Origin of the sequence: Marivivens aquimaris (assembly GCF_015220045.1) — a bacterium.
In the GTDB taxonomy this organism is placed as follows: Bacteria; Pseudomonadota; Alphaproteobacteria; order Rhodobacterales; family Rhodobacteraceae; genus Marivivens; species Marivivens aquimaris.
The window spans coordinates 53,375-69,245 of sequence record NZ_JADBGB010000003.1; the positions used below are offsets into that span (position 1 = coordinate 53,375).

Consider the following 15,871-nt stretch of genomic DNA (forward strand, 5'->3'; position numbering starts at 1 on the left):
GATGGACCTCAGGTGGTCCAGATGGCGGCGACGATTGTGGGAGCCGCGGCGATGCCCGCGATCGCGACCACCACCCAGAGCGCCTGACGGAAATCGAGGATGCCAAAGAGCCAGGAAAGGAACACCCCGATCAGCGCCAGCGTTCCGATCACTATCCCCAAGGGACCGGTGATCGCATCGACGATGCCTTGAAGCAGGGTCTGCACCGGCGAGAGGTCGATGCTCTGCGCGAGCGCTGGACCCGCCAGCACGATAAGGGCTATCGCGCCGAGCGCGACGGTCGCCCGCGTGCGGAGCACGCTTTGACGTTTCCTCGATGTCATGAAAGATCTCCTCTGAGCCGCTCAAACACGGCCGTCACACGGGCCACATGCCCTTGGGTTTCGCGAAAAGGGGGGATGCCGCCGTGGCGTGTGACCGCCTCCGGACCAGCGTTGTATGCCGCAAGGGCCAGAGAGCCCTCGCCGAACTGGTCGAGCATCATCAGCAGGTAGCGAGCTGATCCGTCGAGGTTCTGCGCAATGTCATGTGGGTCGACGCCGAGGTCGCGGGCAGTATCCGGCATAAGCTGCCCGAGGCCTATGGCACCGACAGGGCTACGTGCAGCCGGATTGTATGCGCTCTCGACTTCAATGTTGGCTCGGTAAAGGAGCGCCCAATCAGTGACGGAAAGCCCCGCGCGACGCAGCGCACCATGCCCGGCATACCGTAGCGCCGTGGTCTCGATCGCATGGAGGATTTCTGGGGTGGCGTGGGCGGCGGATCGAGCCGGGATCGCTGTCTCGCTCGTTGCGTCAGGAACGCGAGGTTCTGCGAAGAGAAAAAGGCGCTCGTTTGCCTCTTGAGAAGTGGAAATCAATTGGCCGTCTGGACCAACCGAAAAGATGAAACCGTCGGCAAGGGCCGAGGGCGCGGAACAAACGCCTGTACCCAAAGCAACGACGAGCGCAGTCGCGCGGTCAGCTGCCTTTGACCGGAGGCGCGGCGTGGCGTTCGCGGCCACCTTCTTCAAGTGGGATGCTAGCGGTCGTACAGCCCATGTCGGCCAGGAAACTGACAAGGCCAACGATGGTTTTGAAGTCGCGGAGCTTGAGGACGCTTCGGCTGGTGACGAGCATCTTATCGTCACGCCCATCAGTGGCGACGGCGCGGATGACCCACGAGCCGTACCAGCTGTTATGGCGCTTCTCTGCTCTCTCCTTGCAGACCACCTCAATGAGGTAGCCCTCGGCGAGCAAGCCGCGCAGTCCGTCTTCTGTAACCACATTCGGGGCTTCTTCTATCATGGCCTTCCCTTGGGTCCTTGTTCTGCCTGGGTGCAGTATCCGGCCCACGGGGTCGCAACACCGTGAGCGATACAAAACAACATTAATGATAGCAAGACAATAATAACGTGTTGACGAAGTTCGCCTTGCTCCGATAACGGTGATAGCCGACAGAATGATAATCTTAAAGGCGGCAAAGGAGTTTTGCCCTGCGCTTGTTTATTGCGCGCAACGCACCGTTGCTGTTCGCGTTCCTGCTTGGAAGCATGCCGATAGCCGCGGCAGCAGATTGCGTACCTCCCGAACGACCGTTCTTGCCTCAGTCGCAAGAAGACATGCGTGCCTACGCCGATCTGATCAGAAGCGATTTCGAGACCTACATTGCCGATGTGCAGGACTACTTCCGTTGTCTCGACACCGAGCGAGCCCGCGCCTTTGTTGAGGCGAGGGAGGTCAGTGAGGACTACGCCAGGTTCCTGAATGCTGTCGAATAGAGGAGCTCGGCCATTTCCTTGAGGCCATCAAGCATCACCGCTTTGTGCCAAACTTCATGTGTCTTTTTCAGGAAACAGCCCGGGCATCCACCGACCTGCATACTTGGCAGGAAACGCCAGCTTGAGCGGCGCGCGGGTCGAGGTCGATGACAAAGCCCCCGCTTCAAGTAGCGCAGACGTCACCCGTCGTGCGGTGCGATCGCTCGTGCCAAGTATGGACTCGACCTCTCCACGTTCGATCTGCCCCTGATAGAGGACGGCTTTCAACACGGTATCGGATTTTGGAGGCAACGCTCCGGCGCGGATTTCTTCTTCGGCCCAGATCAGGATGCGGTCACGCAGACGATCAGGTCGCATCAGACTTTCCATGAATTCCACCTGGTCGATACATGTGCGCAAGAAGAAGTCTGCGAAGGAGGCAAGCGCGGCTTCGCTCAACGTGCCGCGGCCGTCACGATCTCCGCGACGAGGACCGTCGCAGGAGGCCAGGTGCTCCTTGTAGGCCGCCTCTTGTCGTGCAAGCCCGCGCGCCACAGACCAGAGCCCGTGTGTATCGAGCGTTTTGCGCAGCATGGCGTAAGACATCAGGCGGGCAACACGCCCGTTCCCGTCGAGGAAAGGGTGTACCCACAGAAGCCGGTGATGCGCGCAAGCCGCAGCAAGGATTGGTTCGATCCTGCCGGGGAGGCTGTAAGCCTTGTGCATACGTTCGAGAAATCGCGGCACCGCGCCAGGGCTGATGGCAACGTGCCGCCCGACTTCAACGTAGCGCGTCCGCAACTCGCCGGGCACAACAGGTATTTTTTCGCCCGTCTTCGGGTTTTCGACGAAGAGAAGCTCAGGCGGCAGCAGCTCGCAGAAGCGGCGATGCAGCTCGATAATGGACGTGGGCGCGGTTGGCTGTTCCGCCATGCCGTCCTCGTCGATCCATTTCTGGACCGCGACATGCGCTTTGGCTTCGAGCTGAAGGTTCCGCTTCTTGGGGTCGGCGCTATAGTCGCCCTGCATCGCGCGTTCGATGTCGATGGGATGGGTGTCGTGCCCTTCGATGAGGTTACTGTAGTAGCAGTTCATCGCCCGCACGAGATCTGCCAACGCCTCCGAGACGGAGGAAGGCAACCCGCTCCGGAACGCGGCAGATTTTTCTGCAAGCTCGAGCGCGAGATCGTTTAGACCCGCGCGCGCTGGTGCACCTTCAGAAACCATGAGTGGCTCGAACAGTCCTACCGTTTCTCCATCATCCGGGGTTGTCACTTGTCCTGCTTTCTGGCCGCTTTGCTGGCCATAAATCACCTCTTCTAAAACCACAGACTATCATTAGGTTGCCGACTCATAAAGTGGCATCCCGTCCGCCAATTTGGCCGGTTCTTTGGCCGCAACTCTTCCGCAGTCCGCTGCCAGGCTCGAGAACTTGATGAGCGACAAAGGCAAGACTTGCGCGCAACCATCAATCAAATCTCCTTGCTATCATTAATGTTGTTTCGTATCGCTGCACCATTATAGATGGAGTCGGCATCATGAAGCACGTGATCCACGGCGTGGCAACAGCCACGGCAATAAGCATATCTGGACTAATGGCCTCGTCAGCACCGGCTCAGGCCTATCAGGTCGACTGTGCGATCCTCCTCTGCCTTGCGGGCGGTTGGCCTGCCTCTGCGCCCTGCGCGCATGCCAGAGCGGTCTTCATTCGGCGGATCACGCCATGGCCGATCGAGCCGCCCTTACAAATCTGGCGGTGTCCGATGGGTGTGTCGCTCAACGATCCCAGTCCGATGTCGCCTATGGAACGCCTTTATGACATCACGTTCCGCGATCCGCCCGAACCGCAGGAATCGACTCCGATCCCCCTTGTTCACGTCCAAGCAGATGAGCAAGCCGACATCGACATCTCAGGCGACGCCTTTGATTTCGTGCGCAGCATACGGGTCTATCACATCCAGTATCGCCAGCACGAAAACCGAGATGGCGACTGCAATCGCAGCGACTCGACGCGATTGGGGTCCTACGGCGTGCAGGGCGACTACCGATGGACAAGATCCACCGTGGGCCAGGTGCCAGCCGCATCCGGCCTGAGCATCCCGAATGGATGTGGCAGCTACTTCTACCGTTCTGTCTTCGTCGACTGGCGCGATCACGCCGGGAACTATGGCTCTGAAGAAGTTCGCTACTGACAAAATCTGCGCGCGGTTTTTACCGCGCGCGTCCTGACAACCCCGCACGGAAGGCTGTGCAAAACCCCCGAAAAGGAGACGACGCCAGACCGTGAAGCCTGACGCCGTGCTAGAAAACTCCGTGAACAAGAGTTTCCTAGCGCACCGCTAAAACACCTGCAACCAGCAAAGTTGTTTTGCTGGCAAGAATGTTGTTGTCTCACGACATGGCGTCGGATCTCCAAGGAGACCTCGACCATGGAACCTACGACCGGCCTGATCCTGAGACGGATCACGCAGACAAATCTCTCTGTTGCTGCGCACAAGCTTGCCACCCTCATCCTCGACGCCATCGCCTGGAAGGATGGCTACAACGGTTTGTCGCGCGGAACGGCAGCCTTCACCCTCTCGGCCCTGGCGGAGAAGATGGGTGTCTCACGGCAGTATCTTACGGTTCTTCTGAACGAACTTGAGGCTTCGGAGTTGCAGCTCGAGCGGGCGAAGCCGAATGGCAAGTTCGCGCCCTGGATCTTTCGGTTTTCCGCCTTCGACGAGGAGAGTGAAACCCATGATCTCGTGTCAGGTGAAGGCGACACATCACTATCTAGAGATAATAATAACAAAACTATCTTCTCAGGACTGATCGAAATCACCGCGAGTTCGAACGTTTTCCAGACCAGTTGGGCAGAGCTCATCAAATCAGCGAAGGCCACGTTGCCTTGCTGGAACATCGACACCCAGGTCATCTGGGATCGCTTCCTCGCCTTCAACCGGTCCCGAGGCAACGGAAAGGTGCCGGCCGGCTTCCTGCTTGGCTTCATGCGACGATGGCGAAATTCTTCGGGAACTCCAACTCGTCCCGCGGTCAAGCCGCCCGCGAGACCAATAACGGACCCCAAAGAGCGCGAATTGCTGAGACAGATGCAAGCCGCACCAACTGCGAACCGCCAGTTCCACGCGTCCGACTTGTGTCGCTTGATCGGACACGCTGCCTACGAAGCGCGGGTGCTCGATGTTATCCGCAAGTTTGGGTGCCAGAGGTTTTCAGCGACGTTGGCAGTGCACGGGCGAGCAGTGCTGGCAGGCGAGATTCAGCGTTGACTTGAATGAGATTGGGGCTGCGACTTCAAAACAGACAGAGATCTGAAGAGACTAGACGGGTTCTCGGATAGCACTCCCGCATGCCGCTTCAGATCGGAAACGTCACGCAACCATGGCAATACACAACGCTGGTTGCAGCACCAGGCCGCGACCGCCTAAACTCAAACAGAAACCGAACCAGCGCCTCCGCTACAAGACAGCCCGAGAAGTCCGAAAAATCCTGACGACGTACAGAGCCTGACGACCGAAATCGGTGGACCGTACTCTACATGATCGAAGCCATCTGTCCAAATTTGACGTATGGCCGTGACATCTCTGTTGAAACGACGGAGATGAACAATGACGCACGAACAACACCTCGCCCTTGATCTGATCGTCCGATTGGCCAACCGTTTCGGTCCCGCCAGCCGTATCGCAAAGGAACTGCCCGGCTGGCTGGAGTACCTGACCGAAGTCGAATGTCCCGAACGGCCCCGTAGCCGACCAAGCTCGCAATGGTGGAACAAGATCAGGACCATCGCGCACGACCTTGCGCCGAGCGCCGGGGGCGGTGAGGGCGAGATCGTTCAGCGCAATGCAACCCGTATTGGCGAGCATTTCGGGCTATCCCCTGCCGAAACATCCATGCTGACCTTCGTCGCGTTCTACAAGTTGTTCGATGGCTTCGAGCATGTCGTCGATGGCGCGCTGGAAACCAGAGAAGTCACGGTGCCGCTGCTGTTGTCGTGGTTCTGCGCGGTGCCCGAGCCTGAAATCCGCACAGCCATGCGGGCATCCGGTCGCCTCACTTGCTCGGGATTGGTGCAGCGCAACAGCGGCGGGCGTCACCGCCGGATGCCGTTCGATCTGTCTGATCGCCTGACCCTCGCGCTACTTGCCGAAGTGGATAGCATTTCCGACCTGATCGCCCTGATGTTCCCGCGTGCGGCTGCGCCGCAGGCTCAATGGCAAGACTTCGAAGGTCTAAGCCGAGATGCGGACCTGATGCGTGAACTACTGTCCAAGGCGCTGGCAAAGCGCCAACCAGGCGTGCACATACTGCTCTACGGCCCTCCCGGCACAGGCAAGACCGAGTTCGCCAAGGTGCTCGCGCATGAGGTCGGCGCTGAACTGCGCGCGGTCGGCGAAACGGACGATGACGGAGGCGAGCCGTCGCGCCGGGAGCGTTTGGCCGAGCTCACAATGGCATCTCGCATGCTAGGGCAAAGATCGGATACCGTACTGCTGTTCGACGAGATGGAAGACCTGATTGGTGGGCACAGCTTCCGCTTTAGCCATGAGATGCTGTCGAAGGTTCATTTCAATCGAATTCTCGAAACCAATCCGATCCCGGTGATCTGGACTACGAATTCGGTTCACGCCTGTGATCCTGCTTTTCTACGGAGGATCAGCTACTCGGTGATGATGCGCCCGCCATCGGGCCGGGTGCGAGCGCGTATCTGGCAACGCCTCGAAGAGCGACATGGTGCCGGCATACCGGACACCGCCCTGCCGGATATGGCGGAACGGCATGATCAGGCCCCGGCGCTTGTTTCGGACGCGATGGTGGTGGCAAGGCTTTGCGATGGTGGGCAGGCTGTTGTCTCGCAGGTGCTGGATGCTGCAGCCCGTCTGGCAAAGGGCGGAGTCGACAGCGCGCCGCGGCATTATTCAGAGGTGCCTTGGCACGAAGGTCTGGCCCGCGCCGACGTTGATCTAGCCCGGATCGAAGGGCAGCTAGTTCGGTCAGGTGCACCCCGCCGGGTCAGTTTCTGTCTTGAGGGACCGGCGGGGACCGGCAAAAGCGCATGGGCACGGCATCTGGCCCGGGTCATCGGCATGCCGGTGATCGAAAAGCGCGCCTCGGACCTCATGTCGAAATGGGTTGGCGAAAGCGAGCAGAACATCGCGCGGGCCTTTTCTGACGCACGCGCCGACGGTGCGATGCTCATCTTCGACGAGGCTGACAGTCTGCTGGCTGACCGTCGTGGCGCTGAACGCAGCTGGGAGGTGAGCCAGGTCAATGAGATGCTGACCTGGATGGAAAGCCACCCGTTGCCCTTCGTCTGCACTACCAACTTCGCCAAAAAGCTCGACCCTGCAACGCAGCGCCGGTTTACCTTCCGCATCCGGTTCGATTTTCTCTCAGTCGATCAACTGCCTCTGGCTTGGGCTGCGCATTTCTCATGTTCGCCCCCGAAGGAACTGGCTACGCTTGATCGGCTTACTCCGGGAGATTTCGCGAACGTGGCCCGCAGAATGCAGGCACTGGGTGTTGCGGACCCAGAGGAAATCCTGCGCGCTCTGACCCTTGAGGATGCGGCAAAGATAGGAACAACGCGACCGATTGGCTTTGGCCGTTGACGCCAAAGTGCTCCACCACAATGGTTGCTCTGTATTGCTAGGAGGAGTTATGCGCTACGCTCGCCAGGAAGATTTGCAACGTCTCGCTCTGATAATGCAGGGGTCAGCCGAGGGGATTTCGCTTTCTGATATAGAGCGAGAATTCAGCGTATCCCGTCGCACGGCAGAACGCATGCGTGATGCCGTACGCAACGCCTACCCTCAAATTGAGGAAATCTCCGGCGAAAGTGGTCGAAAATATTGGCGCTTTCCGCCGGGATCATTGGGCCGAATGGCTGAACCCACGCTGGATGAACTGACCGCCGGCCACCGCGCCGCCGCTATTGCGCGGCGTGAGGGCGATGAGCTGACAGCGGAAACATTGGAGCGCCTTTTGGTGAAGGTGCAGGCAATGTTCCGCGAGGATCGCCGCCGTTTAATTGCTGCTGACCTTGAAGCACAATTATTGGCTGACGGCGTTGCATTCCGACCCGGACCACGAGAAAAAATTTCGCCCGAGACTCTATATACAATTCGCGAAGCAATCCTTGCAGGGGTTATGATCTCTGCTGATCATCGCGCCCGTGCTTCGGCAAAGCTTTCACGCAATACCCGGCTCGGCCCAATTGCCATGTTATTTGGTCAAGGGCGCCAATACCTTTTGGCTTGGAGCGAATATCAGGACGATCTTCGACTGTTTGCGCTTTCTGGTTTTGAACGGGTTTCGTTGGAACCTGAGGTCTATGAGCGCCCCAAAGGGTTCGATCTGCAGGAATGGCTATCAGAGAGCTTTGGTGTGTGGCGGGAAGAACCGCTTGATGTCGTCTGGCGGTTTCTGCCTGACGTTGCCGATGAAGCTGCGGGATATCTGTTTCATCCCAAACAGCAGACCAGGCGGATGGAGGACGGGTCACTGATCGTCCGTTTCCGCGCGGGAGGACGGCAGGAGATGGACTGGTATCTGGCAAGATGGGGAGATCAGGTTGAGGCGCAATTCTTGGAGATTTCGGGTCACTCTTCGTCTGATACGACCGAAAGTGACGTGTGCGGGCAGTAGTCTCAAGTAGGATCAACAAAGAAAGAATCGCGCTTGCTTCGGAACAGCACATCTCACCCCCTTCGCATCGACAGCTTGCCTGTTGGCAACGGTCATCTCGGCCTGACCCTGTGTCCCGGTAAAAAAGGCGACAGTGTCTTTGGCGCGGGATGGGACCGCGATCTGGACATTGATCTCGATGCAATCAAGGCTTGGGGCGCGCAAGCCGTTGTGACCCTAGTCGAGGACTCGGAGTTAGAGCTGCTTTCTGTCACGGGTCTTGGCGATGCGACCAGGGCACGAGGTATGGACTGGCACCACTTCCCGATCCCCGATCTGGATGTACCAACGCCAAAGGCCAAGGCGCACTGGCGCCAATTGGCGCCCCGCCTTCATAGCATTCTGGAAACTGGCGGCCGTGTGCTGGTCCATTGCCGAGGGGGACTGGGGCGTGCGGGAACCGTTGCAGCCCTTCTGCTGGTTGATCGCGGGCATCCAGCAGGCGAGGCCATGGCCCTCGTCCGTGCCGCGCGGTCAGGAGCCATTGAAACGCCGGTACAGGAACGCTTTGTTCGCGACTACGCCCGACATGACGGGCTGTCGCTTATCCGACTGCACGCCAGCCTTCTGGGTGGGGCGATCGGCGACAGTTTGGGTGCCGATATCGAATTCCTTTCTCTAACCGAAATTCGCCGTCGTTTTCCGACCGGCATTTCGGAGTTGCCAATACACATGGGGCTGCACGGCGCTATCACAGATGACACCCAGATGACCCTGTTCACGGTCGAAGGGATCATCCGCGCGCAGGTCCGCGGCATTCTCAAGGGTATCTGCCACCCGCCGTCCGTGATCCATCACGCGCTGCTGCGTTGGTTCAAAACCCAAGGTGGCAAACCGCAGGTTCAGACTGATGATGTGGGACTGGTCAACGACCCGCGCCTACGGGTCTGCCGCGCGCCTGGCAATACCTGCCTGTCATCCTTGGCAGCGAGCGCGCATTTTGGGGACCCTGCGCGAAACAACAGCAAAGGATGCGGCACCATTATGCGTGTGGCCCCGATCGGCTTGATGTTCCCCCGCGAACAGGTCCGTGCGATGGCTATCGAGACATCTGCTCTGACGCATGGCCACCCAACCGGCCAGCTTGCAGCTGCAGCCTGGGCGGAAATGCTTGCCGATGTCACGGCAGGTGCCGACCTTGAGGAGAGTGCGACCCGGACTGCAGAAACCTATGCGCGACTGACCGAGGGCGAAGAGACTGCGCGGGCAATCCAGGCTGCGCTCCGCGCGCCGCGGGACGGTTCGGGAGAAACCGTTGAATCTCTCGGTGGCGGCTGGATCGCCGAGGAAGCGCTGTCCATCGCGCTTTATGCCTGCCTTGCTGGAGGCTCTTTCGAAGAGGCTCTACTGATTGCGGCTACCCATGGTGGAGACAGCGATTCAACAGCGGCGGTTGCCGGGAATATGCTGGGTCTGCTTGATCCTGCAGCTGTGCTTCAACACCGTTGGGCCGAAATCGTTGAAGGGGCAGACATCATCTCGCAGCTGGTACGGGATTACAGGGAGCTTTCATCTGACAGTGGTGCGGCGGAGGATCTCTTCGAGGTTTATCCGGGCGGTTAGACACATGGGGAAATATCCGAAATGCATCGATTGAGAGTTCGAAAGAGAATGACAATAGCCACACAAGCCATTGATTCAAAATAATTTCCCATTACAGTATCAAATTGCACAGTGAGCCCGAAATCCATGTTCTACCCTTTTCTCGTCGCCGATCCCCGCTCCGGCCTACATTACCGTTTGACCGATACCGGTCTTGCAGAGCTATCACTTGCCCCCAAAGCCCAAGAATGGGTGCCTGGGCGAGTGATAGCGGAAGAGCCTCACCCGGTGTGGCAAGAGAGCTTGGCCAATGCACCGGTCGAGACAATGTCGGCCGTCAGCGCGGCGTTGGAAGGTCTGGTGCTGGCCACTGCCGATCTGCGCGTTCCATCAGCGGGCGCGATGGGCGACAGCCGTGCAGGGCGACATCTGGATGCTCTGATCGCACTTTGGCGCAAGCTGGGTGACGCATTGCCCGAGGGGCTGGCCGCGGTCCGCCATGTTCTGGACCTGCCGCATGGACGGTTTCTTGACCCATTGCCGGTTGTTGAGGGGTCCCTTGACCCGCATGCACCAGCCGCGATGAAGGCGCTTTATGGAAGACTTAAGGATGAATTCGGGGCTGTGGCTGCACCCGCTGAGGGGCGCGCGGCTCGTGAATGGGCACGGCTGAACGCTTTGCAGGGCGGGGTAGCCGAGGCAGCAATCGAGGCCGGGCCAAAGGATGACAGCCTCGCCTTTTATGGTTTGCGCGATGTGGCTGCCTGCGCTGATTTTGCCGCCGCCCGCGCGCGTGCCCTGATCGAAAGTGGCATCCCGGCACGGGAGATTGCTGTGCTGGCCTCTGGTGACCCACGCCAGATCGCGCGTGCATTTGCCGAGCAGGGCGTGCCGATTTCCGGACTTCCCGCCAGCCTGCCAGAGCGCGACATCGTTGGTGAAACAGCACTTCAACTGGCGTTAGCCAAGCGCACACCCACACCTGCGATGGTCCTTGCAAGTCTCGCATTGTCACCGCTGATGCCATGGTCAGCCCAAACCGGGCGCGACCTTGCCGAAAGCATTATGAATGGTGACTTTCGCGGCGATGTCCTGTCGCCCACCCAAGCGCACAAAGACCTTTGGACGGACATGCGCGCCTCAGCCGGCAGCCTTGCGCAACTGCGTTTCCTGATCGACCGTATCTGTGAGCGCATTGCGCAAGGGAACGAGGTTCGAGCCCGTCTGTCGATCCCGCCCGGCGAGGGTAGCCCAGACTGGGAAGCTATCCTGCGAGGTATCCAGATTGCATCCCCGTCAAGTCCCGATCCAGAGCGCAACCTTGAAGGTGTAAGCCTCTGGTCCGCGCACGAAACTCCGTGGCGGCAATGCCGACATCTGATCATCACGGATTTCACTGACGGTCGGTATCCGACCCGGCCTCGCGCCAACCCGCTGTTTCTGGACAGCGAAATCACTGCAATTCGAACCACCACCGGTTTGCAGCTTCGCGGGAGGGCAGAGGGTTTGGCTGAAAGCCTCTTCCTCTTTGACCAGCAGCTTCAGGCGGTTGCGGAGTCTGTGACATTTCTGGTCCCGTGGCGCGATCTGTCGGGCGTGCGGCAGCAACCTTCAGCTGGGCTATCACTGGTCGCACGCGCAATATCGGATGTAGAAGAAGCTCATGATCTGATCCTCGACCTTTCGCGCCTGCCGCCTGGCGACTGGCCTGTGGCACATCACCGTCTGCCACCGTTGCCGGAATCGGACGAACTCCCCGAGGCGCTCTCGTTCCCAGGCCTCGACCTGTTGGCGCTCCGTCGCAAAGATGACGGAACAAGCAAACCTCAGTCACCCTCACGGCTGGAAACACTTCTGGTCAGCCCGCTGGCATGGCTTCTGGACGAGGTTGGCGCGGGCGACATGTCTTGGTCCGCTGAGGAACTCGATGTGATGGCCAAAGGCAACATTGCCCATGACGTGTTTGAACATGTGTTCCTGAAGGACCAACCCCTGCCAGAACCTGCGGCACTGACCGCTGCAGTTGCCGAGGCCTATGATCGAGCGCTGACCCGCCATGCTGGGTTTCTGCGTAGCGCATCATGGGAAATGGAGCGCAGCGGGCTCGAGCGTGAGATCCTTCAGGCGGCGCTGCGCTGGCGCGAACATCTGCTGGCGCTTGGCGCAAAAATCATCGGCAACGAGATCTGGCTGGCGGGTGAGGCGCATGGCATCAACCTGCACGGTAAGGCTGATGCGATCCTTGAGTTGCCAGACGGTACGCTGCTTGTCGTCGATCACAAGAAAAGCGGCACATCGGCCCGGCGCAGGCGAATGGAGGCCGGGTGGGATCTGCAAGCAGGGCTATACCGAGACATGCTCGCCCGTCCTATCCGGCGCGACGGCGACGGGATGGACCCGCTGATTGGCCGACAGGTCGGTATTGCCTATCACCTTATGAATGATGGTGGGCTCTTAACCTCCGGGCATGTGCCTGCAGAAGGATCTCCCGCCCGCGACATGGGCGACGCCGTCAACGATGCGGCTGTTGCAATGCTTGCTGAACGGCTGGCGCAGCTAGGGGCCGGCCGGGTGGTGCTGAATACCTCAGCCGATGAGGGCTTTTTCAAGAAAGAAGCAGGATTCACGCCCTATGCGCTGACCGATGGCTCGACCCTGGTTACCGCGTTCATCCGCCAGATCGAGGAGGTATGACCATGGACGGAGCAGATTCAGACCGAGGGTTGGTCATCGTTCCCGCCGGCGCGGGCGCGGGAAAAACCCATCGTATCAAGACCCAGCTTTCTGACTGGGTGAAGCGCAAGATCGTACGACCCGAACGCATCCTTGCGGTGACCTTTACCGAAGCCGCTGCGGGCGAATTGCGCGAACGTATCCGGGCGGGTCTTCTGGCGGACGGGCTGGTCACCGAGGCTATGGCCGTGGAGCGCGCATATGTCTCTACCATCCATGGCTTGGGCCTGCGTTTATTGACGGAACATGCGCTGGCAGCAGGTGCATCGCTGCAACCCCGTCACCTTGGCGATGCTGAACGCGAGCTGCTGATCCGGCAGGCGCTGGCCCATGCGAAATCGCTTGATCCTATCAAGGCTGAACCCGAGCGGTTCGGATATCAGCCCAACTGGCAAAAAGGCGAAACGGTCGAAGATTCACTACGGGGCCGGGTTCTGTCGATGATCGACCTGTTACGGGGGCTCGGCGACAAAGGCCGTGATCCCGGGCTGATCGCACCCGCATTAACGCGGCTCGATGAAATTTACGGCAAGGTGATCGCAGACCCCACAGCCGCCCGTGATGCGTTGGCGAAGGCGGTTGCTACCATGCTCACGGCCTTTCCGGTCGGTGGCATGGACGGCGTCACAGCCAAGGGCCCCCGCGAGACGCTGGAAAACAATCTGGCCCTGTTTCGCCGTGTCGAACGTGATCCGGCGATGCTGGATCGGGACTGGAGCCTTTGGCAGTCCCTGCGCAGTCTCTTCACTTCGAACAGCCGTACGAAAACGCCAGAGGGCTACGATGACCTTGCTCTTGCGATCATGCAGGCTGCCGAGGTGCTGCCTTCACATCCCGGCCCATTGGCCGATGCGAAGCTGCACTTTCAGTGCCTGATCGCCTGTGCGCAGGAAGTGATGGAAGCTTATGAGACACGCAAAAAGGCGCTTGGGCTGATTGACTATGCCGACATGATTGCAGGCGCCGAGCGGCTATTGCGGACCGATCCGACAGTGCGACAGGCCGTGCTGGATGAAATCGACTGCGTCATCATCGACGAATTCCAGGACACCAACCCGGTGCAATTCGCGCTGCTCTGGCAGCTCGGTGCCCGCGCGCCGCGCACCCTGCTGGTGGGGGATGTCAAACAGTCGATCATGGGTTTTCAGGGCGCTGATCCGCGCCTGTCTCAGGCGCTGGCGGCGGCCAACCCCGATGCGACGCAGCCCCTTGACCGCAATTGGCGGTCTACACCGGCGGTGATGGACTTCGTCAATGCTATGGGCGCCGGGCTGTTTGGCGCAGGCTACAACCCGTTAGCCCCGACGCGTGATCCTGTGTCCGGTCCTGCCTTAGAGGTTTTGAACATCGTCAAAGGCCGCGGGGTAAGAAAGTATTCGAAGCCGCAAGAGCATGTTGCAGAGCGCATCGCCCAGATTTTGCAGGTGGGGGAAACGATCACCGACCGGCAGAGCAAGACCCGGAGGAATGTGCGCCCCTCTGACATCGCTCTTCTGGTCTGCCGGCACGCGACCGCAGCCCGCTATGCCGAGGAATTGCGCGCTCGCGGCGTACCTGTCCGCATTGCCGAGGATGGCTGGGCGACAAGCCCGGTTGTTCAGGCGGCTCGCGCGGCGCTCAGCTATGCCGCGAACCCTAGCGATACGAATGCCGCGCTGGTCCTGCGCACCCTCGGCCCCGATCCGCTCAGCCTACAAGCCGCCATGCAAGCGCAGATCCAAGGGCGGTTGGAGGATGATCCGGTCCTCCTGCGCCTGGCGGCGCTGTCGGACCGCCTTGCTCGCTTGCCGATTTCCGATGCAGTGGACCTGGTGATCAATGCTTCTGGGCTGCGTATCTGGGCTGACCGTCAGCCCGACCCAGCACAGGCGCGTGCAGACCTTCTGCGGCTTGAAGCCGAAGCAAACGACTTCGAATCCGCGCACCGTGATCTCAAGGCGGCAGCCGGTTTCCATGGCGAAAGCGCCAAGGTGTTTCTTGGCTGGCTGGATGCCCGCGCCAGCGAGCGCGATTTCGACCGCCGTCCCGACCCCGCCGCCAACAGCGCCGAGGCGGTCGAGATCGTCACATGGCACGCCAGCAAGGGGCGTGAATGGCCGATCACCGTGGTTGCGGAATTCGACCACGGTATCGAAGACTGGCCGGGCAGCACCGCGACCCGGTTCACCGCGCTTCACGAGATCGACGATATGGACGCCGTGCTGGCCTCGGCCGCACTGATCCACACGTCAGGATTTGCCGCCCCGGAGGCCGAGCGGCGGTTCATTGAGGATCGGCGCCCGGATTTCGAGGCAAATGCGAAGAACCTTCTTTACGTCGCCATGACCCGAGCACGGGATCGGCTGGTGTTGGAGTGGCCAGGCTTCCTAAAAGAACGTGATGAGGAAGCTCCGGAAGCCAAGTGCCTGTTCCATGTTTTCACGGATGCCTGCGCGCCGCAGATCGGTGGTGATACACTGCGCATCGGCGGGATTGAGTGTCCGGCCATCATCAGGCAGTTGCCCGAACACGCGGGCTTCACCGCGTATTCGGAGGCCGAGAACACGGATACACCACGGCTCGGCCGCGATACCCCCTTGCCTGCTGTGGACTTGACCCCTTGGAGGTTGCAGCCATCGCAAGCTACCACGGCCCTGTCTGCACCAGAAAGCCAGGGTATCAAATTGGGAACACCATGGTCCCGTACAGTTAGTGACGCGGCCCGTGGGACAGCGATCCATCTTGCCTTGCGTACTTGCCTGACGCGGCCTGATCTTTCTGAATCCCTGCCCGCGGCTACCGGGTTGGACGATACAACTCTGGAACTGGTCGCGGAGCGGGCGACAGTGCTGAACGCCTGGCTTGCGGCCGATGGCTACACCGATCTACTTTGTGAAATCCCTCTTCTAGGACGTACTAAAGAGGGTGCGGAAATTCCCGGAATGATCGACCTGCTGGCAGTTGGGCCGAAGGGATGCCTGTTGATCGATCACAAGACCGGCGGTGCAGGTGAGGGTTTTGGACTCTACTGGCCACAGCTCTCCAGCTACGCCGCACTGGTGGAAAGACTTTTCCCGCAGCATCCGCTTCAAGGAGTGGCTGCGTTCTGGGTTGACCATGGGCTATTGGAATTGGCCAAGCCACAATATCTCGGGGAGGAATCTGACCTCACCGTATCCTGTTAATACG

General features: G+C 59.9%; 12 protein-coding genes. 8 read left to right on the plus strand and 4 right to left on the minus strand.

The features are described from left to right. Positions 1 to 8: 8 nt before the first annotated feature. Genes IF204_RS17455 through IF204_RS17465 form a run of 3 tightly spaced genes read right to left on the minus strand, consistent with a single transcriptional unit; the run spans position 9 to position 1,286 of the window. Entirely contained in the window at positions 9 to 323 is a 315-nt protein-coding gene (locus IF204_RS17455) for a TrbC/VirB2 family protein (protein ID WP_194098453.1), read from the minus strand. Next, the gene (locus tag IF204_RS17460) at positions 320 to 1,003 is read right to left on the minus strand and encodes a lytic transglycosylase domain-containing protein (RefSeq protein WP_194098505.1); all 684 of its coding nucleotides are present in this window, start codon (positions 1,001 to 1,003) and stop codon (positions 320 to 322) included. The genes IF204_RS17455 and IF204_RS17460 overlap by 4 nt, the downstream gene beginning before the upstream one ends. Beyond that, complete coding sequence (locus IF204_RS17465; protein WP_010138156.1) at positions 960 to 1,286, minus strand: hypothetical protein; 327 nt, start codon at positions 1,284 to 1,286, stop codon at positions 960 to 962. The genes IF204_RS17460 and IF204_RS17465 overlap by 44 nt, the downstream gene beginning before the upstream one ends. A 194-nt stretch (positions 1,287 to 1,480) precedes the next feature. On the opposite strand from IF204_RS17465, the gene IF204_RS17470 reads away from it, so the two are divergent. Next, positions 1,481 to 1,759, plus strand: a complete 279-nt coding sequence (locus tag IF204_RS17470) for a hypothetical protein (protein WP_407658947.1) — start codon at positions 1,481 to 1,483, stop codon at positions 1,757 to 1,759. 54 nt (positions 1,760 to 1,813) lie between these two features. Here the strand turns inward: IF204_RS17470 and IF204_RS17475 are convergent, their stop codons facing one another. Beyond that, the gene (locus tag IF204_RS17475) at positions 1,814 to 3,067 is read right to left on the minus strand and encodes a Fic family protein (protein ID WP_322743309.1); all 1,254 of its coding nucleotides are present in this window, start codon (positions 3,065 to 3,067) and stop codon (positions 1,814 to 1,816) included. Positions 3,068 to 3,276: 209 nt separating this feature from the next. Here IF204_RS17475 and IF204_RS17480 point away from each other — a divergent pair, with 209 nt between their 5' ends. The 7 genes from IF204_RS17480 to IF204_RS17510 all read left to right on the plus strand — a co-directional run bounded on the left by IF204_RS17480 (position 3,277) and on the right by IF204_RS17510 (position 15,867). Beyond that, a complete protein-coding gene (locus tag IF204_RS17480) occupies positions 3,277 to 3,930 on the plus strand; it encodes a hypothetical protein (protein ID WP_228069593.1) in 654 nt (217 codons plus the stop codon). A gap of 237 nt (positions 3,931 to 4,167) precedes the next feature. Then, on the plus strand, positions 4,168 to 5,010 hold the full coding sequence (locus tag IF204_RS17485; RefSeq protein ID WP_194098454.1) for a hypothetical protein: 843 nt from the start codon (positions 4,168 to 4,170) through the stop codon (positions 5,008 to 5,010). Positions 5,011 to 5,349: 339 nt separating this feature from the next. After that, positions 5,350 to 7,353, plus strand: coding sequence for an AAA family ATPase (locus IF204_RS17490; protein WP_194098455.1), 2,004 nt, complete (start codon positions 5,350 to 5,352; stop codon positions 7,351 to 7,353). A gap of 49 nt (positions 7,354 to 7,402) precedes the next feature. Next, complete coding sequence (locus tag IF204_RS17495) at positions 7,403 to 8,389, plus strand: helix-turn-helix transcriptional regulator (protein ID WP_194098456.1); 987 nt, start codon at positions 7,403 to 7,405, stop codon at positions 8,387 to 8,389. A 33-nt stretch (positions 8,390 to 8,422) separates the two neighbouring features. Then, a complete protein-coding gene (locus IF204_RS17500) occupies positions 8,423 to 9,991 on the plus strand; it encodes an ADP-ribosylglycohydrolase family protein (protein ID WP_194098457.1) in 1,569 nt (522 codons plus the stop codon). A 126-nt stretch (positions 9,992 to 10,117) separates the two neighbouring features. Continuing rightward, positions 10,118 to 12,664, plus strand: a complete 2,547-nt coding sequence (locus IF204_RS17505; protein ID WP_194098458.1) for a PD-(D/E)XK nuclease family protein — start codon at positions 10,118 to 10,120, stop codon at positions 12,662 to 12,664. A gap of 2 nt (positions 12,665 to 12,666) precedes the next feature. Continuing rightward, positions 12,667 to 15,867 carry a UvrD-helicase domain-containing protein gene (locus tag IF204_RS17510; RefSeq protein ID WP_228069595.1) on the plus strand — a complete coding sequence of 1,067 codons (3,201 nt, stop codon included), beginning with the start codon at positions 12,667 to 12,669 and terminating at the stop codon, positions 15,865 to 15,867. Positions 15,868 to 15,871 lie beyond the last annotated feature (4 nt).

Bases quoted from the DNA above. Each gene is read 5' to 3' on its own strand.
- IF204_RS17485 (WP_194098454.1), top strand. From the start codon at position 4,168: ATGGAACCTACGACCGGCCTGATCCTGAGACGGATCACGCAGACAAAT.
- IF204_RS17490 (WP_194098455.1), top strand. From the start codon at position 5,350: ATGACGCACGAACAACACCTCGCCCTTGATCTGATCGTCCGATTGGCC.
- IF204_RS17510 (WP_228069595.1), top strand. From the start codon at position 12,667: ATGGACGGAGCAGATTCAGACCGAGGGTTGGTCATCGTTCCCGCCGGC.
- IF204_RS17480 (WP_228069593.1), top strand. From the start codon at position 3,277: ATGAAGCACGTGATCCACGGCGTGGCAACAGCCACGGCAATAAGCATA.
- IF204_RS17505 (WP_194098458.1), top strand. From the start codon at position 10,118: ATGTTCTACCCTTTTCTCGTCGCCGATCCCCGCTCCGGCCTACATTAC.
- IF204_RS17495 (WP_194098456.1), top strand. From the start codon at position 7,403: ATGCGCTACGCTCGCCAGGAAGATTTGCAACGTCTCGCTCTGATAATG.
- IF204_RS17455 (WP_194098453.1), bottom strand. From the start codon at position 323: ATGACATCGAGGAAACGTCAAAGCGTGCTCCGCACGCGGGCGACCGTC.
- IF204_RS17465 (WP_010138156.1), bottom strand. From the start codon at position 1,286: ATGATAGAAGAAGCCCCGAATGTGGTTACAGAAGACGGACTGCGCGGC.